The organism is Flavobacterium sp. K5-23, from assembly GCF_023278045.1.
Taxonomy (GTDB): Bacteria; Bacteroidota; Bacteroidia; order Flavobacteriales; family Flavobacteriaceae; genus Flavobacterium.
This window is the reverse complement of record NZ_CP056783.1, coordinates 832,786-855,915: the sequence shown is the minus strand read 5'-3', so window position 1 is coordinate 855,915 and position 23,130 is coordinate 832,786. Positions and strand designations below refer to the sequence as shown.

Sequence of the window (23,130 nt, the reverse complement as noted above, 5' to 3'; positions counted from 1 at the left end):
TACCTTGCATCAGTAAAAATTAGTTATGAAAAGGATACTTATCACAGGTGCTGCGGGGTTTTTAGGGTCACATTTATGTGATCGTTTTATTAAAGAAGGTTATTTTGTAATTGGAATGGATAATCTCATTACTGGAGATTTAAAAAATATAGAACATTTGTTTAAACTTGAAAATTTTGAGTTTTACCATCATGATATTACAAAATTCGTCCATGTTCCAGGTCAGCTGGATTACATTTTACATTTTGCATCACCCGCAAGTCCAATTGATTATTTAAAAATCCCGATACAAACATTAAAAGTAGGTTCTCTGGGAACTCATAATCTTTTAGGATTAGCTAGAGTGAAAAATGCCAGAATTCTTATCGCTTCCACTTCAGAAGTATATGGAGATCCATTAGTTCATCCACAAACGGAAGAGTACTATGGTAATGTAAATACCATAGGGCCAAGAGGAGTTTACGATGAAGCCAAACGTTTTCAGGAATCGATTACAATGGCATACCATACTTTTCATGGTGTTGAAACTAGAATAGTACGAATTTTTAATACTTATGGACCAAGAATGCGACTTAACGACGGAAGGGTTATTCCTGCGTTTATAGGTCAGGCGCTACGTGGTGAAGACCTAACAATTTTTGGTGATGGGATGCAAACCCGTTCTTTTTGTTATGTTGATGATCAGGTTGAGGGTATTTATAGATTACTGCATTCTGATTATGTTTATCCAGTAAACATTGGTAATCCCGATGAAATTACGATAAAAGACTTTGCCGAAGAGATTATTAAATTAACAGGAACTAAACAAAAAGTTGTTTATTTCCCATTGCCTGTTAACGACCCTTTACAAAGACAGCCAGATACTACAAAGGCAAAAGAATTATTGGGTTGGGAAGCAAAAGTAAATCGTGCTGAGGGGATGAAAATCACCTATGACTATTTTAAATCATTATCAAGCGAAGAGCTTCTAAAAGAAGAGCATAAAGACTTTTCTAAGTTTATAAATTAGTGAATCACAGCATAGGAAGATATTCAAAATACATCAGGCCCATTAGCATCTTTATTGACCTAATGGTCATTTCTGTGTTTAGTATTTTGCTGTTTAAGGGGCTAAATCTAAATTTTGTTTATTATATTTTATATCAAACAACGGCTTGGCTTACGATTGCTTTTTTTATTAAATTTTACGGTATATATCGTTTTACAACCACGGTAGAAATCATTTCTAAAATAGTGAAACAAGGAATTTTGTTTCTTTTGGTAATCATTGCTTTTTTTCCATTTTCGACTGATGTGGTTTTTAGCGGAAAGACTATCACTGTATTTGTAATTTCAAGTTTTTTTCTAATTTCCTTTTCGAAATTTTGCTTGTTTTATTATTTGAAAAAATACAGGATTTCAACGGGAAACAATTATAGAAACACCGTAATTATAGGATATACAGCAGAAGCAATTCGGTTAAAAGAACTTTTTGAAATTAGGGAAGATTATGGTTATCAGTTTTTGGGATATTTTTCAGAAAAGAAAACTAATCCTGAAATTAAAGGAAATATTGAAGATTTGAAGTCATTCGTTTTAGAAAATGAAGTGCATGAAATATATTGCTCCCTGAATGAAATCCCAAATGGAAAACTGAAAGATTTGATAGATTTTGCCGATGAGAATAATAAAACCATAAAATTTATTCCTGACACTAAAGACATTTTTTCAAAAAAATTAAAGATTGATTATTACGATTTTTTCCCAGTTCTATCTCTTAAAAAAACGTTGTTAAATGAACCTGAGACAAGAATTTTTAAAAGAACGTTTGACATCATTTTTTCTTTAATAGTAATTATTGGTTTGTTGTCTTGGCTTGCACCGCTTTTAGCACTTTTAATAAAACTGGAATCTAGAGGTCCTGTTTTTTTTAAACAAGGTCGGCCAGGAATTGATGAAAACGAATTTCATTGTTATAAATTCCGCTCCATGAGAATCAACAAATCGACAGAAACGGAGGCTTCCAAAAACGACCCACGGGTGACTAAAATAGGACGGTTTATGAGAAAAACCAGTATGGACGAAATGCCGCAATTTATCAATGTTTTATTAGGTGAGATGTCTATTGTGGGACCTCGTCCGCATTTATGGTCTCAAAATAAAGCCTACGGAAACAAAATAAAAAAATACATGGTAAGGCATAGTGTTAAGCCTGGAATTACCGGGCTGGCACAAGTAAGTGGTTTTAGGGGTGAAATAGAAAATGACAGGGATATGATCAATAGAATAAAACTGGATGTTTTTTATATCGAAAACTGGTCTTTAATCCTGGATTTAAAAATTATTTTTCAAACGGTTGTCAATATTTTCAAAGGAGAATCAAAGGCTTATTAATATGGAAAAACCATTAGTATCTGTTATAATCCCAACGTATAATTCCGAAGTGTTTATTGAAGAGACGTTACGGTCTGTCCAAGAGCAAACGTATGAAAACTGGGAAATAATTCTAGTTGACGACTGTTCTCAGGACAATACGATGGCTATAGTTACTCAAATGGCACTGCTGGATAAAAGGATTCAGTATTGTCAACTTGCTATAAATTCAGGTACTGGTATCGCCAGGAATACGGCTCTTTCTAAATGCAATGGGAAGTATATTTCTTTTTTGGATGCGGATGATCTTTGGAAAAATAATAAACTTGAAATGCAAATCGAGTTTATGCAAGTCAATAATTTACCATTTACTTTTTCTTTTTATGATTGTATTAATGAAAAAGGGGAGTCGTTGAATAAAAGGGTAGAAGCTCCAATAAATTTAAGTTATAGGCAATTGTTTTTATGCAACTACGTTGGAAATTTAACCGGAATCTATGATGTTGAATATTTTGGTAAAATCCCTATTTCTCCTATTCGAAAACGCCAAGACTGGATGCTTTGGCTTACGATTCTTAAAAAAATAAAAACCGCAAAACCCGTTCCTGAAAGCCTGGCTTTTTATAGAATCCGTGACAATTCTATTTCGACTTCTAAAATTGATTTGATACAATATAACTTTGCTGTTTATAGCAAGTTTCACGGTTTTAGTTTTCCTGTCGCTGTAGCCTGTATGAAGCTGTTTTTATTCACGCAATTGTTAATAAAACCCAAGTACATCAAGAAAATTAAAGCATCGATTTAAACTGCTTCAGCTTTCCTCTGTTTGCTCTTTCTAAAGTGTTTTTTCTATTATAACTAAAGATCAAATTGGGTTCTAGATATTGCGCAATTGCATATTCTATTTTTTGAATTTGGTCTGAATTTAATTCTGAATCGCTTACATATTCAATTTCAAAAGTGTTAATTTTCGTTTGCTTGATGATGAATTCCTTTACGTTGCCATCATCTTCTATGATGCTTTTGGTTACATAATAAAAAGTCAATCCCGGGGATTTTTTACCGCTTGGCAAATGGACAATATCATTAGTACGGCCTACTAACTGTTTCAAAATGGGTTTTTGCAGGGTGCTTTTTTCATCTAATATCCCAATGTCTCCTATATCATAACGGATAAATGGATGCGCCTTATTGAAAAGGGAAGTTATCACGATGCGACCTTCTTTTCCATACTCTAGAACCAAGTCATTTTCATCAAGAATTTCTATATATAAGGTTTCGGCATTCACTTGCCATTCTCCATCAGGATTTTGAAAAGCAATTAAATCCAGTTCAGAAGCTCCATATTCGTTGACTATAGGAATGCCCAGCTGTTTTTCTAAAAGAATTTTATCGTCCTCAAAAAGCATTTCAGATGTTGCCATACACACTTTCAATGTGGGACAAATGTCTTTTAACACAATGTTTTTCTTTTGTAGAAATTTGGCAAACAAAACGATAGAACTCGTGTATCCATTGATGTAATCAAACTTTCTGGTTTTGAATTTCCTTAAAAATTTTTCTAGAACAGCATCTGATAAATCAAAAATGGGAAACCGAAACCTATTGCTCAAAAAATCCTTAAGTCGTTCTATTTTGTTACCAATAAAATCTAATGGGATTCCATAAAAACGAGCCTGATAAGAGGTGTTGAAATCAATTCCAAACCATCCAAAACGATATACATACGAAGCCCAGGTAAGAGCGTGGCAGTATTTGTCCTTAGCAAAAATAAAAGGTGTCCCGCTGGACCCTGACGTTTTATTAATATACACTGATTTCGAAGTATAACCTTCCGAAAGTCTTTCAGATATAGGTATTTGTAGGTTTGTTTTATTTAGAACCGGCAAATCATCCCATTTCTCAAAAGTTTTTTTACCAACTAATGATTGATAAAAAGGATTGTTTTGCAAATGATAATTAACAATAGCGGTTTTTTGGGTTTCTATAAAAGTATTGTACTCCTTTTCAGAAAAGGAACTTATTTTATTCAATTCGGCTTTAGCTTCCTTAATTGGGTAGCCATTTATTTGAAGCGTTAAATCGAAAATTGGAAGCATTTTAAGCAATTGTTTTATCAAAAATAATACTTACTTACAACTAAAAGGAAAGAAGCGTCAATTTTTTGGCATTTAATTATTTTTTAAGTCTAAAAGCAATTATTTTTGCACGACAACTAAACTAAAACAAAATGACAATTTTACTACTTGGTTCAGGAGGAAGAGAACACGCTTTCGCTTGGAAAATGATTCAAAGCCCGCTTTGCGATAAACTTTTTGTAGCTCCTGGGAACGCAGGAACAGCATCAATAGCGCAAAATGTTGATATGAGTCCTACTGATTTTGATGCCATAAAAGCATTTGTAATCCAAGAAAATGTAAATATGGTTGTCGTGGGCCCGGAAGATCCTTTAGTAAAAGGAATTTTCGATTTTTTCCTAAATGACGAAAAACTAAAACATATCCCAGTTATTGGACCTTCTAAAATGGGAGCGCAACTGGAAGGAAGTAAGGAGTTTGCCAAAGAATTTTTGGTAAAACACAATATCCCCACAGCAGCTTACGATAGTTTTACAGTTGATACTGTAGAAAAAGGATGTGATTTCCTGGCTACTTTACAACCTCCTTATGTATTGAAAGCAGATGGATTAGCGGCTGGAAAAGGCGTTTTGATTATTCAAGATTTAGCCGAAGCTCAAGAAGAACTTCGCAACATGCTTGTGAATGAAAAATTTGGAGCTGCAAGTTCTAAAGTGGTTATCGAAGAATTCCTTGACGGTATAGAATTAAGTTGTTTTGTTCTTACTGACGGGAAAAGTTATAAAATCTTACCTACAGCCAAAGATTACAAACGCATTGGTGAAGGCGATACAGGTTTGAATACAGGTGGAATGGGAGCGGTTTCTCCGGTTCCTTATGTAGACGCCGTATTAATGGAAAAAATAGAAACACGTATTGTGAAACCTACAATTGCAGGATTGCAAAAGGACGGAATTCCATATAAAGGATTTGTGTTTATAGGATTGATCAATGTAAAAAACGAACCTATAGTTATTGAATATAACGTGAGAATGGGGGATCCGGAAACCGAAGTGGTTATCCCAAGAATGAAATCTGATTTAGTGGAGTTGTTTTTGGCTGTGGCCAATGAAAAACTGGACGAGATTACACTGGAAATTGATGAAAGAAGCGCGACTACTATTATGGTTGTGTCTGGTGGTTATCCTGAAGATTTCGAAAAAGGAAAAGTAATTTCCGGATTAGAGAACATTACAGATTCTATTGTATTCCATGCCGGAACAAAATTAGATAACGGCGCTGTGGTTTCTAATGGCGGACGCGTTTTGGCCATTACATCATACGGAGATGATTTTCAAGAGGCCATAAAAAAATCTTACCAAAACATAGATAAACTAAATTTTGATAAGATGTATTTTAGAAAAGATATCGGATTCGATTTAATTTAATCCTAAATTAATCCTCTAATTCCCAGTAGGGAGTTAGGGGGATTATTTTGAGAAAAAAGAGTGAGCCGTAGTATCTTGGTTTTCTTCGTTATTGTCTTGGTGCAATTTTAATTGTTTGATCCAATAAACCATTGCAGACGCACAGATAATCATGAATATCCAGTTAATTGTATTGGCACCAAACCAACTTTTAAGCTCTAAAGAACTTAAAAAGTCCATAGGAGCAAATAAAATATTCACAAATAAGTATTGAATTCCTTCAAAGAATGCTTTCATATTGTATAAAATTATTTTGTTATTGATTATTTTGAGATTCTCAGGAAGCTTAAAAAATTAAATAATGAATCTTTTTGCAACTTGAGGGTATCCTTTTTAAACAAGTATTATATTTACAGTCACAAAAGTATAAAATATCCTTATGATAACAAGTGTTTTTAAAAAATCTACACCATTAAATTTTTCATTGGTCGTAATTTTAATGCTGGTTTTCTTTTCAATATATCAAACGCAAGATCTGGAATGGACAAATTCCGTTTTGTTGATTATTCAAAAAGCCGGAATTTTTATCGTTTTATTAGCTTCTGTTTTAATTACAAATTTCATTTCAAAACGAAATGGATTGAGTAAAGACAGTAGTTACACGATAGTATTCTATTTTTTATTCCTGCTTTTCTTCCCTCCAGTTTTAGATAACATAAACTTGGTATTCTCTAGCTTTTTCATCTTGCTGGCTCTTAGAAAACTGATTGCTTTACAATCCTTAAAGACGACAAAAGAAAAAATATTTGACGCCTCATTGTGGATTTTTGTAGCTTCTTTATTTCATTTCTGGAGCATACTGTACATCGGACTGGTTTTTATTTCGATCATTTTCCATGTTGCCAGAGATTATAGAAACTGGATTTTACCTTTTATAGCCTTTATTGCTGTTGGAATTATTTTCATTCTTTTTGGAATCTTATCCCAAGTTGACATCAACGAATATATTTATAGAAGCGTAAACACGAACTTTGAAATCAATTATTTCACTAATAATTATCAAAACGGGGCCTTGTCAATTTATGCTACTATCGCTTTGTTCTTTGTTATTTCAATGATTGCTTCTATATCAAACAGGCCGTTAGTTTTGCACGACTCTTTCAAAAAGGTTATTGCATCCTTCTTTATAGGTGTTTTGATTTTTCTGGTTTCCTCTAATAAAAGTAATGATTTGCTGATTTTTACCATTGCCCCTTTAGCAATAATGGCTAACAGTCATATAGAAATTCCCCAACATAAATTGAGACAGGAAATCGTTTTATTTGTGCTTATTTGCTGTAGTTTATTTGCGTTTATCTCTCAATCATAATTTGTTTCCATAGGCTAAATCACCTGCGTCACCAAGACCTGGAACTATGTAACTGTGTTCATCCAGTTTTTCATCTAAATCAGCAATCCAAAGATGACAATGGTCAGGAAGATGTTTTTCAAGATGTGCAATTCCTTCTGGTGCTGCAATAACAACTGCAATGTGGATTTCTTTTGGAAGACCTCGCTCCATTAATTTATTAAAAACGGCAACGATAGATTGTCCCGTGGCAAGCATAGGGTCAATAAGCAATACACATTTATTGTTTATGTCAGCGATAGCTTGGTATTCGACAAGAATATCAAAATAATCATCATTGTTTGGATGGTGTCTATAAGCCGATATAAAACCATTATGAGCATCATCAAAATAGTTTAAAAACCCCAGATGCAATTGCAAACCAGCTCGCAATATGGAACACAAGACTAAAGGCGTGGCTATTTCAGTGGTTTTTTTAATTCCTAATGGAGTTTTAATTTCGACCTCCTTATATTTCAATGTTTTGCTCATTTCATAAGCCATTATTTCTCCTATACGCTCAATATTTCTTCTGAATCGCATACTGTCATTTTGAACATCTACATTTCTAATTTGTCCTAGAAAATGATTGAGAACACTATTGTCTTTAGATAGGTGGTGAATTTGCATTTCTTATGGTTAAGTATTAATATTTTAAACTTTTTTAGAATATAAAAGTATAAAAAGTATCTTTGTATCCATAAAATATTAAAAATATGTTTTCAAAATTAGCTTATTCTGTATTCGAGCAAAGTATTAAAGATTATCATAAATTTGATAATGTTGATCAACCGATAAACAATCCTTTCCCAAAAGATAAATTCGAACATTTATTATATTTAAAAAACTGGATTGATACGGTTCAATGGCATTTTGAAGATATCATTCGTGATCCTAATATCGACCCAGTTGCCGCTTTAACTTTGAAGAGAAGAATTGACGCTTCAAATCAAGAACGAACGGATATGGTGGAATATATTGACAGTTACTTTTTACAACAATACACTGAAGTGAAAGTAAAAGACAATGCTAAAATAAATTCTGAAAGTCCGGCTTGGGCATTTGACAGATTGTCAATTTTAGCTTTAAAAATCTATCACATGAATGAAGAAGCAACTCGTGCAGAAGCTTCTCAAGACCATAGAGACAAATGTCAATTGAAACTTAACATCTTGTTAGAGCAAAGATCTGACTTGTCAACAGCAATTGATGATTTATTGACTGATATTGAAAACGGGGATAAATTCATGAAAGTGTACAAACAAATGAAAATGTACAACGATGATGATTTGAATCCTGTTTTGTACCAAAACAAAAAATAATTGGCTTTAAAAAAATTGCCAAATACTATTCAACATATAGCCGTCATGAGACTATCCGCAATGGGGGATGTCGCCATGACGGTTCCTGTTTTACGCGCTTTTGTAAATCAGTATCCAGCGGTTAAAATAACGGTGGTATCCAGACCTTTTTTTAAACCTTTTTTCGAAGGAATAGCTAACGTTTCTTTTTTTGCATTCGATGAAAAGGAGCGTCATAAAGGCTTTTTAGGGCTTATTCAATTATTCAAAGATTTACAAAAGCTGAAAATCGATGCTTTCGCCGACTTGCATAATGTATTGCGTTCTAAAGTTGTGCGAACATTATTTGCTTTAAGCGGAAAAAAAAATGCTGCTGTAGATAAAGGACGTGAAGGTAAAAAGGCGCTAACTCTTTTAGAAAATAAAATATTCAAATCACTTCCCAGTATGTTCGAAAGACACCAGAAAGTGTTTGAACAGCTTGGTTTTCAATTGGATTTATCGAACCCAGCATTTCCTGAAAAAGCATTGTTAAGTGGAGATATTCTTGAATTAATTGGATCAAATCACCATAAAATTATAGGAATCGCTCCTTTTGCACAATATGATTCTAAAGTTTATCCTTTGGATTTGATAAAAAAAGTAATTGATCAACTGGCGAATAATTCCTCTTACACAATCTTACTTTTTGGTGGAGGAAAAAAAGAAATTGAAATTTTAGATTCACTTTCAAATAACAAAGAGAATGTCATTAATATGGCTGGAAAAATCAAGTTTCAGCAAGAACTGGAATTGATGAGTAATCTTGATGTTATGCTTTCTATGGATTCCGGGAATGCACATATAGCAGCGATGCTAGGGGTTGACGTAATTTCCCTTTGGGGAGCTACACATCCTTATGCAGGATTTAGGCCTTTTAATCAACCATTATCTAATTCATTAGTTTCTGACAGGACGCTTTATCCTATGTTGCCAACTTCTGTCTATGGGAATAAATTAATTCCGGGTTATGAAGAGGCGATGCGAACAATTTCTCCAGAAGCAGTCGTTGAAAAAATCAAAGAAAAAATAAACCATTAAGAAATTAAGTTTCATTTAGGCTTTACCTTAATTTCTCTAAATTTCTTAATGGTTTTATAAATCCCAAGAAGTATCAAAAACATTTCGTTATAAATAAAAAGAGTTTGCACATTGCAAACTCTTTTTTATAATTGAACGCTGCCATTGAGACAGTACTGTTTTTTAACAAAATATAAGTTCATCAATAGTACAAGTCAAACTGAACACTGCCACCGGAATACTTTCCTATACGTCGTCATAATCTACGTAAATACTCTCTGATGTTGGGTGCGCTTGACAAGTTAAAATCAATCCGCTGGCAATCTCTTTATCTGTTAAAATAGAATTTTTAGTCATCTCAGCAGTTCCTGAAGTTACACGAGCTAAACAGCTACTGCATATTCCGCCTTGGCAAGAATAGGGAGCGTCAAGTCCTTGTTTTAAGGCCGCTTCCAGTATGGTTTGTTTTTGAGACATCTCGAAAGTTGTTTCATCATCATCTACCATAACTGTTATTTTCGAATGCCCTTCTAGTGATTCTGATATAACGTTTTCATGACAAGAAGCAGTAAAAAGTTCGAATTTAATAGCCGATTCTTTTACGTTTTTTTCTTTTAAAGCAGCACTAACCAGATCAATCATAGTTTCAGGTCCACACAAATAGAATTTATCAAATTCTAATTCTTTGTGTTTGTTGTTCATTATAAAGTTGACAGTAGATTTATCAATACGGCCAAACAATTCGTTTTCTACTGTAGCCTGGCTGTAGACAAAATGAACAAAAAAGCGACTTACATATTTCAACTGTAAGTCATGCAATTCTTGATGAAAGATCGTTTCATCAGGAGTACGGTTCCCATAAACAAGTACAAATGAACTTTTAGGTTCGCTTTTTAAAACCGATTTAATAATAGAAATCACAGGTGTAATTCCGCTTCCGGCTACAAATGCAACATAATTTTTTTGTCGGCCATTTTCAGGTTCGAATGTAAAGCCACCTTCCGGTTTTCCTACTTCAAGGACATCACCAGCTTTTAGTTTTGTATTGGCAAATTGCGAAAAAGCTCCGTTTTTAACGACTTTAACCGCAATTCGTAATTCATCGCTATCAGGAGAAGAACAAATAGAATAAGCGCGACGGATTTCGTTTCCGTCTAATGTTAGTTTTATGTTGATGTATTGACCAGCAACAAAACGATAATCAGCTTTTAATTCAGCCGGTACGTTAAAAAGTATGGATACTGCAGCAGCAGTCTCGCGGCGTACTTCTTTTATGATTAGTTTTAAAAAGGATGACATGAGCTATATTTTTTATGCAAATATACTAAACAGAATAGGTTTCTTGAAATCAAAACGTTTGAAAGTTTACATACATAGGATAGTTATGTATAAGAAACTTATGTATATTTGTTTTTCAAAATGAGATTGCTTCGTGCCTCGCAATGACAAAACAATGAAAAATTCACAATTATATAAAGGAAGTTTGAACACCATCATCATGAAGTTACTGGAGGAAAACGGAAAGATGTATGGCTATGAAATTACCCAAAAAGTAAAAGGGATTACCCAAGGGGAACTCAATATTACCGAAGGGGCGCTTTATCCTGCTTTACATAAACTCGAAGCCGAAGGTTTGCTCGATGTAGAGATTGAAAAAGTGGATAATCGCTTGCGCAAATATTACAAGCTGACTGAAACAGGGGAGAAGGAAACGGTAAATCGTTTGGCTGAACTGGAAGATTTTATTCGAAACATGCAAAGCTTAGTGAACCCAAAACCAAATTTAGAATATTAATTTTTTAAGATGAAACTAACCGCTGAACAAATACGATTCATTGATAAAAACTTAATAGACAATGGGGTTTTTTATGAGGATGTAAAACTTGAATTGATTGATCATATCGCTTCGGATATTGAAAATCAAATAGAAATTAATAAAGTTGACTTTAATGAAATATTTCAAACCGTTTTTAATAAATGGGAAGGATTATTAGAATCAACATCTAGTTCTGCTTGGTTAGGAATGTTATTTGAAGCTCCAAAAGCTGTTGTAAACAAAATGGTTTCTTATACTAAAAGGCAAGTTGTGTTTATATTTATTTCCGCTCTTATTTTTGGAATTTTAATTGGTTCAATAGTTACTGTTAACAAGCAGGAAAAGTTTTTTTACGCTTTGGATTTAGGGCTAAAAGGGATGTTTTTTTTAATTGCTTTGGCCACAATTTTAGGGGTATTTTTAATTAGGAGATCAACCATAAAAACTACTTATGGAAAATTGTTTTTGTTGAGAAGCTGGCTAGTGTTTTTGTTTTTTTACCAGTCCAATTTTCTCAGTGAATCGACGCATCGTTTTGATGTAAATGATTCTTGGGGCCATAATTTTATAAGTTGGTTTTTATATGGGTTTGAGTTTTTCTATTCCTTTTATCATATCACGATGGTATTGAAACACTTTGAAACAGTTAAAAAATATAAATTAGTATAATCCATTTTTAAAATGAAACTAACCGTAGAACAAATAGACCGTCTTTATCTTTTCACGCGCCAGCATTATGTGGAATGGTATGACTTACAAACTGAACTCGTGGATCACCTTGCCAATGCTATTGAAACCCAATGGCAGGAAAACCCTAAGCTTAGTTTTGACGAAGCCTTGAGTAGGGAATTCAAGAAGTTTGGTGTTTTTGGTTTTATGGATGTGGTAGAGAGTAGGCAACGCGTTTTAGGCAAAAAATACAATAGAATTATCTTGAAGCATTTCAAAACATTTTTTGGTGTCCCTAAAATTGTATTGACGATTGTAATGACTTTATCATTGTACTTTATTTTGAAAGCGAGTCAATATAATGCCTACATACTTATAAGTCTCTATTTTAGTATAATTGTATATAGCTTTTATGAAATGATCAAAAATAGAAGGGCAAGGAAAAAGAAAGTGAATCAAAAAATCTGGCTTTTAGAAGATATTATTAATCAATACGGAAGTCTTTCAGGTGCTATTATTTTACCGTTACATATATTTTTAAGATTGTTTAATCAATCCGAGTATTTTTTAACTAATGAGTATTGGCTATTTGTTATGTGTTTCTTTTTAGTGATTATTAGTATAATTAATTACATCATATTTCGCGTCATTCCATCTAAAGCTACTGAGTACCTATTGGAAACCTACCCAGAATATAAATTAGAAAAACCGTAACGTTTTCTTACTTTTCCGTACTTACTGTAAAACTAAATATCAAAACTATATGTTCAAGCATTTTATAAATTTAGAATTGAAAGCCTTTTTTCGCTCGGCAAGTGTAGGGAAAAGCATAGGTCTAAAATTACTTTTGGGATTTCTGGTTGTTTATTTTTTGGTTGCTTTTCTAGCCGTAGGAGTTGCGCTTTATCCTTTACTGGATGAAAATTTTCCAGACCAAAAACCACTGGCCATAGTTAATACTTTTGTGATTTATTGGTTGTTTTTCGAACTGGTGCTGCGCTTTTTTATGCAAAGTTTACCTGTAATGAATATAAAACCATTACTGATTATCCCCGTAAAAAAGAAGGCGGTAATACACTTTGTATTATTAAAAAGTTTGACTTCGGTATATAACATCTTTCCATTGTTAGTCATTGTTCCTTTTGGAATTTTTAATATCGTTAAGGGGAATCACAATCCGCTTAATATGATTGTTTGGATGGTTTCCATGTACGTTTTGGCGTTAACAGTGAATTATGCCAATTTCTTAATCAAAAAGAAATTTGCCGAGAATATCAAAGCCTTTCTTCCTTTCGTGGTTTTAGGAATTGCATTCTTTGGTTTGGATTATTTTGAGGTTTTTAAAATCAGTGATCTTTCAGGAAGTATTATGGACACCTTGGTACTTCAACCAATATTGGCTTTAGTTCTAATTGTGCTTTTAGTTAGTTTGTATGTATTAAATTTTAATTATTTAAAAAGCAATTTCTATTTAGACGACACTTTACAATCTAAGGTTCAGGAAGCATCAACTTCTGATTTATCTTGGACCAAACGTTTTGGGGACATCGCTCCATTTTTGGCATTGGATATAAAAATGATTTGGAGAAATAAAAGACCAAAAACAACGATTTGGATTTCTTTTATTTTCCTGGCGTATGGACTAATGATTTACACCAATCCACACTATAAAGAGATGCCAGCATTTTTTGTTGTTGTTGGGATTTTAATGACGGGAGTATTTATGTTGAATTACGGACAGTTTGTTCCTTCTTGGGACAGTAATTATTATGGAATGATGATGTCGCAAAACATTCCCATAAAACAATATCTAGCTTCAAAAGCAGGCTTGATGTCGGTTTCAGTAATTGTACTGGCTATATTGACCAGTCCTTATGCTTATTTTGGTTGGAATATAGTGGCAATAAATTTTGCGTGTGCGTTGTATAATTTAGGCGTTAACGTTCCGGTGTTGTTGTTTGCGGGTTCCTACAATAAAAAAAGAATTGATCTGGAGAAAAGTCCGTTTATGAATTACCAAGGAACCGGTGCAACTCAGTGGATTGTAGGTTTGCCTATAATGGTATTGCCAGCGCTTATCTTTTACGGGATTTATAAATTGGTAAATGCTGAAACTGCTATAGTTGTGATTGCAAGCCTTGGAATTGTGGGATTAGTATTTAGAAACCTAATTCTGGATAAAATCGCCATTGGCTATAGCCAAAGAAAATATGCAACTATAAACGGATTCAAACAACAAGAAAATTAGTATTGACCGCTATCGAGTAGTCACAACATATAAAAACATACATTATGATACAAGTAAACCAACTTTCAAAAAAATATAACGGAACCACAGTATTAAATATTAATAATCTTGAAATCCCTAAAGGACAAAGTTTTGGATTAGTAGGGAATAACGGTGCCGGGAAAACCACTTTTTTCAGTATTTTACTGGATTTAATCCGTCCCACAACCGGAAACATTACTAACAATGATATTCAGGTAAACACCAGTGAAGCTTGGAAACCATTTACTGCGGCATTTATAGACGAAAGCTTTTTAATAGGATACCTTACTGCTGAGGAATATTTTTATTTCATTGGAGATTTACGTGGTCAAAACAAAGCTGACATTGATGCCTTGCTTGCTGAACACGAAGAATTTTTTAACGGGGAAATCTTGAAAAACAAAAAGTATTTAAGAGATTTATCCAAAGGAAACCAAAAGAAAGTGGGGATTATTGCCACTCTTATTGGGAATCCGGAAGTTGTAATTCTTGACGAACCGTTTGCTAATTTAGATCCTACGACCGTAAACCGTCTTAAAAAAATAATCAAAAAACTGGCTGAAAATCCTGAAGTAACCGTTTTGGTTTCAAGCCATGATTTACAACATACTGTTGAAGTTTGCGATCGAATTGTAGCGCTTAATAAAGGGGAAATAGAAAAAGACATTCAAACATCTGAAGAAACGCTACAGGAGCTGGAAATGTTTTTCGCCGTTTAAATTTCAATATTTCAAAAAGAAACGTATTTTTACAAGTCATTATACTAAAAAACATTTTTGAAAGTTTAATGATTAAACCGTTTCCCATTGAAAACCAACCCATTTAAATATTCAATTTCTGTACTGTTTTTAATATTCCTGGTAGCTTGTTCTACCAGGAAGGACAGTTTCTTGTCCAGAAATTCACATGCTTTAAGCACTAAATATAATATCTTATACAACGGACAGCTTGGATTAGTCAAAGGTGTTGACGGTATTAAGTCACAATCCCATGATGATTTTTGGAAGCGTTTGCCTATCGAAAGAATGCAAATTAAGGAAGAAATTACTACTGGAGAAAAATCTAAAAACGCTGATTTTGAATTGGCTGAAGCCAAAGCAACAAAAGCAATCCAGAAACATTCCATGAACATTGATGGAAGAGAAAGAAACAGCCAGATTGACGAGGCTTATTTATTACTTGGAAAATCCCGTTATTACGACCAACGGTTTCTTCCTGCCCTGGAAGCCTTCAACTACATCCTTTACAAATACCCTAATAGCAGTAAAATTTACGAAGCTAAAATATGGCGTGAAAAAACCAATATGCGTTTAGGGAACGATGCTGTGGTTGTGAAAAATATGACTTTGATGTTGAAAAGCAAAAAAGTGAAACACCAGGTTTTTGCGGATGCGAATGCTTTATTATCGGAAGCTTTTTTAAATCTCGAAGAAAAAGACAGCGCGGTGGCCAAATTAAAAATTGCCGAAAAATTCACTACTTCAAATACCGAAAGAGCAAGATACCGTTTTATACTGGGTCAGTTGTATGAAGAATTAGGAAAGAAAGACAGCGCGGTATACAGCTATGAATCCGTTATTGCAATGAACAGAAAATCCGAAAGGAAATATGTAATGCAGGCACATGCGAGAAAAGCACAATTGTTTAATTATCAAAAAGGAGATACTACAGCCTTTTTAAAAACATACAACAAACTTATTGCCGATAGAGAAAACAGACCGTTCTTGGACATCTTGTTTTATCAAATGGGGGTGTTTTACGACAACAACAATAAACAAAAACAAGCCTTGGAATTTTACAATTCTTCTCTTAAAAAAGCAACATCAGACCAATATTTAATTGCGTCAGATTATAGAAATATGGGAAACATGTATTTTAAAAATGCGGATTATCCCACTGCGGCTAAATATTACGACAGTACTTTAGTAAAGTTAGATCTTAAATCCAGAGAGTTTATTCATTTTCAAAAAAGAAGAAAAGATCTTGACGAAGTGATTTTATATGAAGCTATTGCAACAAGAAATGATAGTATTATTAATGTAGTGGCTTTATCAAATGCAGATAGAATTGTTTATTTCGAAAATTATATTGAAAAGTTAAAAAAATCCGATGAAATAAAAAAGATTGCTGAGGATAAACAAAAAACAATACAAGAGAATATAGAAAGAAACAGTATCGCAACTGCTTCAAACCCTGCAATCGGTCCAGCATCTGTGAGTCCTATGAGAAAATCAGCTTTGGCACCTCCTACAATTTCGGATAGCCCGGGAAGTCAAGGCGTTTCTACTTTTTATTTTTATAATCCTTCCACGATTGCGTATGGAAAAGTGGAATTCAAAAAAAATTGGGGTAACCGCCCTATGACTGGAAACTGGAGATTGGCAAATAGCACATCCATTTTAACGGCTACGGATACTATAAGTGACACTAAAGCGATTACTGAGGACAAAGAGGCTATTGCAGAAATAGTGGAACAATACACGGCTGATTTCTATCTAGCGCAACTTCCTACGGAGAAAACGGCAATTGACAGTATCGCTAAAGAACGTAATTATGCCTACTACCAACTTGGTTTTATCTATAAAGAAAAATTTAAGGAATACGACTTGGCCAGTAACAAACTGGAGCAATTGTTATTGAACAATCCAGAAGGAAAAATGATTCTTCCTACGTTGTATAATTTGTATAAAATATACCAAATTACGAATGAATCTAAGGCAATTGCCATGAAAAACAGAATTACGGAACAGTTCCCAAATTCTCGTTATGCGCACCTTATAAACAATACGAATCCAGAGGAAATTTCGATAACTGACACCCCAGAAACAGAGTACAATAAATGGTATAATTTATATAAAGCAGGAGAATATGTAACCGTTTTAAATAAACTGGATGAATTGATTCTTCAATATTCAGGAGATGCGATTGTGTCAAAATTTGAATTGCTTAAAGCAAATGCAATAGGAAAACTTAAAGGTTTGTATGCCTATAAAAATGCCTTACAGCTTGTTGCGGATAATTATCCAAACTCTGACGAAGGGAAAAACGCAGTAGTTATTATAGCTACTCAAATTCCGTTTCTGGAACAAATGGATTTCAGTACTACCGATACTCAAAACTGGAAAATTCTTTACAAGGTTTCGGCTAGAGGAGATAAAACCACAAAAACAGTAGAGGAAATAATCAAGAAATATGTTGCTGATGATGAGTTTAAAGAATTGTCCTATTCCTATGATGTTTACACGGATAAAGAAAGTTTCATTACCATTCACGGTATAAAAACCGAACCCTACGCGAATAAGATTATTAAGCGAATGAAAGAAGAAAAGAAATATAAAAACGAAGCAACTGCTGTGGTAATTTCTAATGAAAATTATAAAGTAATCCAAATCAAGAAAAATCTTGGTGACTATCTGACACCAAAAATAAAATAAGTATGTTTGATAAAAAAACAAAACCCTACACTGATCTTTTAGGAAAAACCAATAGAATTGTAGAAGGAACCATTATAAAAGGAGATATAGTCTCCCAAGCTGATTTTAGATTAGATGGGGAATTAATTGGGAACTTCCAGACCAGCGGGAAAATTGTTATAGGTCCACAAGGAAGTATCACGGGTGATATTATTTGTAAAAATGCGGATATAGAAGGGAAATTCAATGGTAAAATCCAAGTTGAAGAAATCCTAAATGTAAAGTCCAAAGCTACCATTCACGGAGAGGTTACCGTAGGGAAATTATCTGTTGAACCGGGAGCAAACTTTAGTGCTAGTTGTGCCATGAATAACATTGTAAAAAAACTTTTGCTAAATGACGGAAAAGAAGCCCAACAAAAAACAAGCTAGTAAATGGTTGTCTCTTATCAACATTCCAATACAAATGGGAGCAATCATTTTTTTGTTCTCCTATTTTGGGGGATGGCTTGATGAAAATTATCCCAATCCCAAAGTTTATTATAATAAAATATTAGTTATGATAGGGGTAGTATTAGCCCTATACAATGTCATCAGACAAGTTAATGAAATTAACAAAACAGAATAATTTAGCCTCTAAAAGAGTAGATAAGGCGTCAATAAAATACAAATGAAATTAAAAATAAACAAGTCATTATTGCATTTAATAACTATCGCAGCAATAGTATATTCACTCCATAAATTAGTGTTTTTTCTCTTTAATTTAGACACTACTTCTTTTCAATATTCTCTTGAATTTTTATATATCCAGTTTTTAGGATTGTCTATTTTAGTGTTTATAGTTTTATTAAAAGTTAAAGAAAAGAGTTTTGACAATGTGGGTATGTCTTTCTTAGCAGCCACATCTGTGAAAATGGTTTTCTGTTATATTATATTAAGACCTTTACTACAAGTGCCTGGGCACGCTAACAAAATAGAGAAAATCAATTTTTTTATGATATTCTTTATATTTTTATCAATAGAGACTGTTTTAACTATAAGAATATTAAACGAAAAGCCTCAAAAAGAGGAAAACTAAATAAAAGAAAGAAAAATAATTTTATATATTCTTTCGAACAGAAATAAAAAAGGTACATTTGCACCAAATTTTAGAAACGTAAAAATAAGATATTTAACAGTTATGGTGATTTCAAACAAACCACTTAGATTAATAATAGCGACATTAGTAGCGTGTCTTCCTTTAGTAAGTTTTGCTAATACAGAAATTGATTCTGTAAAAGTAAACACTGAAGCTGCTCACGAGGTAGCTGCTCAGAGTCATGAAGGAACACATGCCGAACCAACAGATGTGAAAACTAAAATCAAAGCATTTATTGGTCATCACGTTTTGGATTCTCATGACTTCACTTTTTTCTCAGATGAAGCTGAAGGAATACATTATGGTTTTTCATTACCTGTAATTATTTGGGATAACGGAGTTCAGTTTTTCTCTTCTTCTAAATTCGAACATGGTGAAGCAGTAGCTGAATCAAACGGAAATTTCTACGCAATTAATCACCACGACGGTAAAATATACAAAACAGACGCTTCAGGAACTTTTACTGAAGATGAAAAAACAGGTTTTGTATCTAATGAACGTCCTTTAGATTTCTCTATTACTAAATCGGTATTGTCAATTATGGTAGCCGCTTTATTAATGTTCATTATATTCTCTAGCCTAGCTAGGTCTTATAAGAAAAATAACGGAATTGCATCTGGAGTTGGAAGAATTTTCGAACCAGTTGTTCTTTATGTTCGTGATGAGATAGCTATTCCTAATATTGGAGAAAAGCACCACAAGAGATACATGAGTTATTTGTTAACTATATTTTTCTTTGTATTGTTCTTAAACCTTTTTGGATTAACTCCTCTAGGAATAAATGTTACTGGAAATTTAACTGTTACTGCGGCATTAGCTATAATGACATTTTTAATTACAAATTTATCAGCGAATAAAAACTATTGGGCTCACATTTTCTGGATGCCAGGTGTGCCAAAACTAATGCGTATTGTATTAGCGCCTATTGAATTGTTAGGAGTTGTAATTAAACCATTCTCTTTAATGATACGTTTGTACGCAAATATTTTTGCAGGACATATCGTTTTGATGAGTATTATTGGTTTGATGTTTATCTTTAAAAGCTGGATAGGAAGTACATTGTCATTTGGATTGTCATTTGCACTTTCACTATTGGAAATATTAGTTGCATTTTTACAAGCTTATATTTTTACAATGTTATCTGCTTTATATTTCGGATCGGCTGTTGAAGAGCACCACCACGAAGAAGCGCATTAAGCCTTTGGCAAAATGCAACCCGTTTTAAGTATTCGAATCAAAAACATACTTAAGACATTTTAAAAAAGAATGTTTAATTTTTAATAAATATATTATGGAAGGTTTAAATTACATTGGTGCAGGATTAATCGTTATCGGAGCAGCTGTAGGAATTGGTAGAATTGGTGGTTCAGCAATGGACGCTATCGCTCGTCAACCAGAAGCATCTGGAAAAATCCAAACAGCTATGCTTATCGCAGCTGCACTTATTGAAGGTATTGGTTTCGCAGCGTTATTCGCAGCTTAATTAAAACTTAAAAACAATAGTTGCAACGGTTGGTTGCGACTATTGTTTTATTAAAAAAATTAAATATTTTTAGAGATACATTGATATGGAAAAGTTAATAAATCAGTTTGAATTAGGTTTGTTTTTCTGGCAAGTTTTAATATTTGTTGGATTAATATTCTTATTAAAAAAATTCGCTTGGAAACCAATTCTTGATGCGGTTAATGAAAGAGAAGAAGGAATAAAAAATGCTTTATTGTCTGCTGAAAATGCAAGACAAGAAATGCAAAATTTACAAGCTGACAACCAACGTATTTTACAAGAAGCGAGATTAGAGCGTGACAACATGCTTAAAGATGCTCGTGAAATGAAAGAGAAAATGGTTGCTGATGCAAAAAATGAAGCGCAAGCTCAAGGTCTAAAAATGATCGAGCAAGCTAAATCAGCTATTGAAGGTGAAAAAAATGCAGCTATGGCTGAATTGAAACTTCATGTTTCTACTTTATCACTTACTATTGCAGAGAAATTATTGAAAGACGAATTATCTAATAAAGAAGCTCAAACTAAATTAGTTGAGAAAATGTTAGGTGACGTAAAGCTAAACTAATATTATGGCAAGTACAAGAGCAGCAATTCGTTATGCAAAAGCAATTCTAGATATGTCAGACTCTATTGGTGTTGCCAATGAAGTTAATAATGATATGACTTTAATTGCGTCAACGATCAAAGGAAACCTGGAATTGGATACTTTTATTCAAAATCCTACTATTGGTGTTGATGTAAAAGAAAATGCACTATTGGAAGTTTTTGCAGATATAAACGGAGTGACTAAAGGGTTGTTTCATTTATTATTCGAAAACAAAAGATTTGAAATTCTTGAGGCTATCGCTTTAGAATACAATAAATTGTTTGATGTGTTAAACGGTATAGAAATAGCCAAAGTAACTACAGCTTTCCCTATGGATTCAGCTTTAGAAGCTAAAGTAATAGCTAAAATCGCTACCCTTTCAGATAAAAAAATCACGATAGAAAATATAGTAGATGCTTCAATTATTGGAGGGTTTATTTTAAGAATTGGTGATCAGCAGTACAATGCTTCAATCGCTAATAGATTACAAGTATTAAAAAGAGAATTAAGTAACTAATTTTTATTACACATTTAAGTGTCTAAATTATAAATTAAGATGGCGGAAATCAAACCTGCTGAAATTTCAGCAATATTAAGAAAGCAAGTAGAAGGTTTTGAATCTGGTGCTACACTAGAGGAAGTAGGAACAGTACTTCAAGTTGGAGATGGTATTGCTCGTATTTACGGGCTTTCAAATGTTCAATACGGAGAATTAGTAGAATTTGACAATGGTCTTGAGGCTATTGTATTGAATCTTGAAGAAGACAATGTAGGTGTGGTACTTTTAGGACCATCTACAGGAATCAAAGAAGGTTCAACAGCAAAAAGAACACAACGTATTGCTTCTCTTAAAGTAGGAGAGCAAATGGTAGGTCGTGTAGTAAACACTCTTGGTTTTCCTATTGATGGAAAAGGACCAATTGGTGGAGACTTATACGAAATGCCTTTGGAAAGAAAAGCTCCTGGAGTTATCTTCCGTCAACCAGTTACTGAACCATTACAAACAGGAATAAAAGCAGTTGATGCTATGATCCCAGTTGGTAGAGGACAACGTGAGTTGGTTATTGGTGACCGTCAAACAGGTAAATCAACTGTTTGTATTGACACTATCTTAAATCAAAAAGAATTTTACGAAGCAGGAAAACCTGTATTCTGTATATATGTTGCTATCGGGCAAAAAGCTTCGACAGTAGCAGGAATCGCTAAAATGTTAGAAGAAAAAGGTGCAATGGCTTATACGGTTATTGTTGCTGCAAACGCTTCTGACCCAGCTCCAATGCAAGTATATGCTCCTATGGCAGGTGCTGCAATTGGGGAGTACTTTAGAGATTCAGGTCGTCCAGCATTAATTGTTTATGATGATTTATCTAAACAAGCTGTTGCTTACCGTGAGGTTTCTCTTTTATTGAGAAGACCACCGGGACGTGAGGCATATCCTGGAGACGTTTTTTACTTACACAGTCGTTTATTAGAGCGTGCTTGTAAAGTAATTGCCGATGATGGAATTGCAAAAAACATGAACGACTTACCAGATTCATTGAAAGGTATCGTTAAAGGAGGTGGTTCATTAACTGCTTTGCCTATTATCGAAACTCAAGCTGGTGACGTTTCTGCATATATCCCAACAAACGTAATTTCGATTACTGATGGTCAAATTTTCCTTGATGGAGATTTGTTTAACTCAGGGGTTCGTCCAGCTATTAACGTAGGTATCTCGGTATCTCGTGTTGGAGGAAATGCACAAATTAAATCAATGAAAAAAGTTGCAGGTACTTTAAAACTAGATCAAGCACAATTCCGTGAATTGGAAGCGTTTGCTAAATTTGGTTCTGACTTAGATGCAGTTACATTGAACGTAATTGAAAAAGGTAGAAGAAACGTTGAAATCTTGAAACAAGGTTTGAACGATCCTTACACTGTTGAAGACCAAGTAGCAATTATCTACGCTGGTTCAAAAAATCTTTTGAGAAACGTTCCTGTGAATAAAGTAAAAGAATTCGAGAAAGATTTCTTGGAATTCTTGAACAACAAACACAGAGCTACTCTTGATGCTTTGAAAGCAGGAAAGTTAACAGACGAAGTTATTGATGTAATTCAATCTGTAGCAAAAGAAGTTTCAGCAAAATATAACTAATTAGGTTTTAAGGTTATGG

General features: G+C 33.5%; 25 protein-coding genes. 21 read left to right on the top strand and 4 right to left on the bottom strand.

The window, feature by feature from the left end; translation table 11 throughout:
* Positions 1-25 precede the first annotated feature (25 nt).
* The 3 genes from FLAK523_RS03800 (at position 26) to FLAK523_RS03790 (ending at position 3,157) form a co-directional block, all read left to right on the top strand.
* Positions 26-1,009 (top strand): UDP-glucuronic acid decarboxylase family protein, encoded by a 984-nt coding sequence (locus FLAK523_RS03800; RefSeq protein WP_248906689.1) that lies wholly within the window; start codon positions 26-28, stop codon positions 1,007-1,009.
* Positions 1,010-1,071: 62 nt separating this feature from the next.
* Entirely contained in the window at positions 1,072-2,373 is a 1,302-nt protein-coding gene (locus FLAK523_RS03795; RefSeq protein ID WP_248908046.1) for an undecaprenyl-phosphate glucose phosphotransferase, read from the top strand.
* Position 2,374: 1 nt separating this feature from the next.
* Positions 2,375-3,157 carry a glycosyltransferase family 2 protein gene (locus FLAK523_RS03790; RefSeq protein ID WP_248906687.1) on the top strand — a complete coding sequence of 261 codons (783 nt, stop codon included), beginning with the start codon at positions 2,375-2,377 and terminating at the stop codon, positions 3,155-3,157.
* Here FLAK523_RS03790 and FLAK523_RS03785 read toward each other — a convergent pair.
* Positions 3,141-4,451, bottom strand: a complete 1,311-nt coding sequence (locus tag FLAK523_RS03785; protein WP_248906685.1) for a phenylacetate--CoA ligase family protein — start codon at positions 4,449-4,451, stop codon at positions 3,141-3,143. The genes FLAK523_RS03790 and FLAK523_RS03785 overlap by 17 nt on opposite strands.
* Positions 4,452-4,582: 131 nt before the next feature.
* On the opposite strand from FLAK523_RS03785, the gene purD reads away from it, so the two are divergent.
* Positions 4,583-5,857, top strand: a complete 1,275-nt coding sequence (gene purD, locus FLAK523_RS03780; RefSeq protein ID WP_248906683.1) for a phosphoribosylamine--glycine ligase — start codon at positions 4,583-4,585, stop codon at positions 5,855-5,857.
* A gap of 42 nt (positions 5,858-5,899) precedes the next feature.
* On the opposite strand, the gene FLAK523_RS03775 is transcribed toward purD, so the two are convergent.
* On the bottom strand, positions 5,900-6,133 hold the full coding sequence (locus FLAK523_RS03775; RefSeq protein WP_248906681.1) for a uracil phosphoribosyltransferase: 234 nt from the start codon (positions 6,131-6,133) through the stop codon (positions 5,900-5,902).
* Between the two features lie 142 nt (positions 6,134-6,275).
* Here FLAK523_RS03775 and FLAK523_RS03770 point away from each other — a divergent pair, with 142 nt between their 5' ends.
* On the top strand, positions 6,276-7,205 hold the full coding sequence (locus FLAK523_RS03770; protein WP_248906679.1) for a DUF6427 family protein: 930 nt from the start codon (positions 6,276-6,278) through the stop codon (positions 7,203-7,205).
* Here the strand turns inward: FLAK523_RS03770 and upp are convergent.
* The gene (gene upp, locus FLAK523_RS03765; protein ID WP_248906677.1) at positions 7,200-7,853 is read right to left on the bottom strand and encodes a uracil phosphoribosyltransferase; all 654 of its coding nucleotides are present in this window, start codon (positions 7,851-7,853) and stop codon (positions 7,200-7,202) included. The genes FLAK523_RS03770 and upp overlap by 6 nt on opposite strands.
* Before the next feature lie 86 nt (positions 7,854-7,939).
* Between upp and FLAK523_RS03760 the strand changes: the two genes are divergently transcribed.
* Positions 7,940-8,545 (top strand): DUF4254 domain-containing protein, encoded by a 606-nt coding sequence (locus FLAK523_RS03760; protein WP_248906675.1) that lies wholly within the window; start codon positions 7,940-7,942, stop codon positions 8,543-8,545.
* Positions 8,546-8,590: 45 nt separating this feature from the next.
* The gene (locus FLAK523_RS03755) at positions 8,591-9,604 is read left to right on the top strand and encodes a glycosyltransferase family 9 protein (RefSeq protein ID WP_248906673.1); all 1,014 of its coding nucleotides are present in this window, start codon (positions 8,591-8,593) and stop codon (positions 9,602-9,604) included.
* 225 nt (positions 9,605-9,829) lie between these two features.
* On the opposite strand, the gene FLAK523_RS03750 is transcribed toward FLAK523_RS03755, so the two are convergent.
* Entirely contained in the window at positions 9,830-10,882 is a 1,053-nt protein-coding gene (locus tag FLAK523_RS03750; RefSeq protein WP_248906671.1) for a ferredoxin--NADP reductase, read from the bottom strand.
* A 154-nt stretch (positions 10,883-11,036) separates the two neighbouring features.
* On the opposite strand from FLAK523_RS03750, the gene FLAK523_RS03745 reads away from it, so the two are divergent.
* The 14 genes from FLAK523_RS03745 (at position 11,037) to atpA (ending at position 23,111) form a co-directional block, all read left to right on the top strand.
* Positions 11,037-11,378 (top strand): PadR family transcriptional regulator, encoded by a 342-nt coding sequence (locus FLAK523_RS03745; RefSeq protein ID WP_248906669.1) that lies wholly within the window; start codon positions 11,037-11,039, stop codon positions 11,376-11,378.
* Between the two features lie 9 nt (positions 11,379-11,387).
* Positions 11,388-12,068: a hypothetical protein gene (locus FLAK523_RS03740; RefSeq protein ID WP_248906668.1), complete on the top strand. Its 681-nt coding sequence runs from the start codon at positions 11,388-11,390 to the stop codon at positions 12,066-12,068.
* Positions 12,069-12,080: 12 nt separating this feature from the next.
* Positions 12,081-12,782 carry a hypothetical protein gene (locus FLAK523_RS03735; RefSeq protein WP_248906666.1) on the top strand — a complete coding sequence of 234 codons (702 nt, stop codon included), beginning with the start codon at positions 12,081-12,083 and terminating at the stop codon, positions 12,780-12,782.
* A gap of 49 nt (positions 12,783-12,831) precedes the next feature.
* Complete coding sequence (locus FLAK523_RS03730; RefSeq protein WP_248906664.1) at positions 12,832-14,316, top strand: DUF5687 family protein; 1,485 nt, start codon at positions 12,832-12,834, stop codon at positions 14,314-14,316.
* Between the two features lie 44 nt (positions 14,317-14,360).
* Positions 14,361-15,056 carry an ABC transporter ATP-binding protein gene (locus FLAK523_RS03725; RefSeq protein ID WP_248906662.1) on the top strand — a complete coding sequence of 232 codons (696 nt, stop codon included), beginning with the start codon at positions 14,361-14,363 and terminating at the stop codon, positions 15,054-15,056.
* An 87-nt stretch (positions 15,057-15,143) separates the two neighbouring features.
* Positions 15,144-17,771 (top strand): tetratricopeptide repeat protein, encoded by a 2,628-nt coding sequence (locus tag FLAK523_RS03720; protein ID WP_248906659.1) that lies wholly within the window; start codon positions 15,144-15,146, stop codon positions 17,769-17,771.
* A gap of 2 nt (positions 17,772-17,773) precedes the next feature.
* Positions 17,774-18,181 (top strand): polymer-forming cytoskeletal protein, encoded by a 408-nt coding sequence (locus FLAK523_RS03715; protein WP_248906656.1) that lies wholly within the window; start codon positions 17,774-17,776, stop codon positions 18,179-18,181.
* On the top strand, positions 18,147-18,377 hold the full coding sequence (locus tag FLAK523_RS03710) for an AtpZ/AtpI family protein (RefSeq protein WP_248906654.1): 231 nt from the start codon (positions 18,147-18,149) through the stop codon (positions 18,375-18,377). The genes FLAK523_RS03715 and FLAK523_RS03710 overlap by 35 nt, the downstream gene beginning before the upstream one ends.
* A 42-nt stretch (positions 18,378-18,419) precedes the next feature.
* Positions 18,420-18,827, top strand: coding sequence for a hypothetical protein (locus tag FLAK523_RS03705; protein WP_248906651.1), 408 nt, complete (start codon positions 18,420-18,422; stop codon positions 18,825-18,827).
* Between the two features lie 102 nt (positions 18,828-18,929).
* Positions 18,930-20,084, top strand: coding sequence for a F0F1 ATP synthase subunit A (atpB, locus tag FLAK523_RS03700; protein ID WP_248906650.1), 1,155 nt, complete (start codon positions 18,930-18,932; stop codon positions 20,082-20,084).
* A 94-nt stretch (positions 20,085-20,178) separates the two neighbouring features.
* Positions 20,179-20,370 (top strand): ATP synthase F0 subunit C, encoded by a 192-nt coding sequence (atpE, locus tag FLAK523_RS03695; RefSeq protein WP_139957468.1) that lies wholly within the window; start codon positions 20,179-20,181, stop codon positions 20,368-20,370.
* Positions 20,371-20,455: 85 nt separating this feature from the next.
* Positions 20,456-20,956, top strand: a complete 501-nt coding sequence (locus FLAK523_RS03690) for a F0F1 ATP synthase subunit B (RefSeq protein ID WP_248906649.1) — start codon at positions 20,456-20,458, stop codon at positions 20,954-20,956.
* A gap of 4 nt (positions 20,957-20,960) precedes the next feature.
* Positions 20,961-21,494 (top strand): ATP synthase F1 subunit delta, encoded by a 534-nt coding sequence (gene atpH / locus FLAK523_RS03685; protein WP_248906648.1) that lies wholly within the window; start codon positions 20,961-20,963, stop codon positions 21,492-21,494.
* Positions 21,495-21,533: 39 nt separating this feature from the next.
* Positions 21,534-23,111, top strand: a complete 1,578-nt coding sequence (gene atpA, locus FLAK523_RS03680; RefSeq protein WP_248906647.1) for a F0F1 ATP synthase subunit alpha — start codon at positions 21,534-21,536, stop codon at positions 23,109-23,111.
* Positions 23,112-23,130: the final 19 nt, after the last annotated feature.

Excerpts from the sequence above, each read along its gene's own strand:
- FLAK523_RS03715 (WP_248906656.1), top strand. The coding sequence starts at position 17,774 with ATGTTTGATAAAAAAACAAAACCCTACACTGATCTTTTAGGAAAAACC.
- FLAK523_RS03790 (WP_248906687.1), top strand. The coding sequence starts at position 2,375 with ATGGAAAAACCATTAGTATCTGTTATAATCCCAACGTATAATTCCGAA.
- FLAK523_RS03690 (WP_248906649.1), top strand. The coding sequence starts at position 20,456 with ATGGAAAAGTTAATAAATCAGTTTGAATTAGGTTTGTTTTTCTGGCAA.
- purD (WP_248906683.1), top strand. The coding sequence starts at position 4,583 with ATGACAATTTTACTACTTGGTTCAGGAGGAAGAGAACACGCTTTCGCT.
- FLAK523_RS03785 (WP_248906685.1), bottom strand. The coding sequence starts at position 4,451 with ATGCTTCCAATTTTCGATTTAACGCTTCAAATAAATGGCTACCCAATT.
- atpB (WP_248906650.1), top strand. The coding sequence starts at position 18,930 with ATGGTGATTTCAAACAAACCACTTAGATTAATAATAGCGACATTAGTA.
- FLAK523_RS03775 (WP_248906681.1), bottom strand. The coding sequence starts at position 6,133 with ATGAAAGCATTCTTTGAAGGAATTCAATACTTATTTGTGAATATTTTA.
- FLAK523_RS03735 (WP_248906666.1), top strand. The coding sequence starts at position 12,081 with ATGAAACTAACCGTAGAACAAATAGACCGTCTTTATCTTTTCACGCGC.
- FLAK523_RS03755 (WP_248906673.1), top strand. The coding sequence starts at position 8,591 with ATGAGACTATCCGCAATGGGGGATGTCGCCATGACGGTTCCTGTTTTA.
- FLAK523_RS03800 (WP_248906689.1), top strand. The coding sequence starts at position 26 with ATGAAAAGGATACTTATCACAGGTGCTGCGGGGTTTTTAGGGTCACAT.
- FLAK523_RS03710 (WP_248906654.1), top strand. The coding sequence starts at position 18,147 with ATGACGGAAAAGAAGCCCAACAAAAAACAAGCTAGTAAATGGTTGTCT.
- FLAK523_RS03740 (WP_248906668.1), top strand. The coding sequence starts at position 11,388 with ATGAAACTAACCGCTGAACAAATACGATTCATTGATAAAAACTTAATA.
- FLAK523_RS03770 (WP_248906679.1), top strand. The coding sequence starts at position 6,276 with ATGATAACAAGTGTTTTTAAAAAATCTACACCATTAAATTTTTCATTG.
- FLAK523_RS03725 (WP_248906662.1), top strand. The coding sequence starts at position 14,361 with ATGATACAAGTAAACCAACTTTCAAAAAAATATAACGGAACCACAGTA.
- FLAK523_RS03750 (WP_248906671.1), bottom strand. The coding sequence starts at position 10,882 with ATGTCATCCTTTTTAAAACTAATCATAAAAGAAGTACGCCGCGAGACT.
- FLAK523_RS03745 (WP_248906669.1), top strand. The coding sequence starts at position 11,037 with ATGAAAAATTCACAATTATATAAAGGAAGTTTGAACACCATCATCATG.
- upp (WP_248906677.1), bottom strand. The coding sequence starts at position 7,853 with ATGCAAATTCACCACCTATCTAAAGACAATAGTGTTCTCAATCATTTT.
- atpE (WP_139957468.1), top strand. The coding sequence starts at position 20,179 with ATGGAAGGTTTAAATTACATTGGTGCAGGATTAATCGTTATCGGAGCA.
- atpA (WP_248906647.1), top strand. The coding sequence starts at position 21,534 with ATGGCGGAAATCAAACCTGCTGAAATTTCAGCAATATTAAGAAAGCAA.
- FLAK523_RS03705 (WP_248906651.1), top strand. The coding sequence starts at position 18,420 with ATGAAATTAAAAATAAACAAGTCATTATTGCATTTAATAACTATCGCA.
- atpH (WP_248906648.1), top strand. The coding sequence starts at position 20,961 with ATGGCAAGTACAAGAGCAGCAATTCGTTATGCAAAAGCAATTCTAGAT.
- FLAK523_RS03730 (WP_248906664.1), top strand. The coding sequence starts at position 12,832 with ATGTTCAAGCATTTTATAAATTTAGAATTGAAAGCCTTTTTTCGCTCG.
- FLAK523_RS03760 (WP_248906675.1), top strand. The coding sequence starts at position 7,940 with ATGTTTTCAAAATTAGCTTATTCTGTATTCGAGCAAAGTATTAAAGAT.
- FLAK523_RS03795 (WP_248908046.1), top strand. The coding sequence starts at position 1,072 with ATGGTCATTTCTGTGTTTAGTATTTTGCTGTTTAAGGGGCTAAATCTA.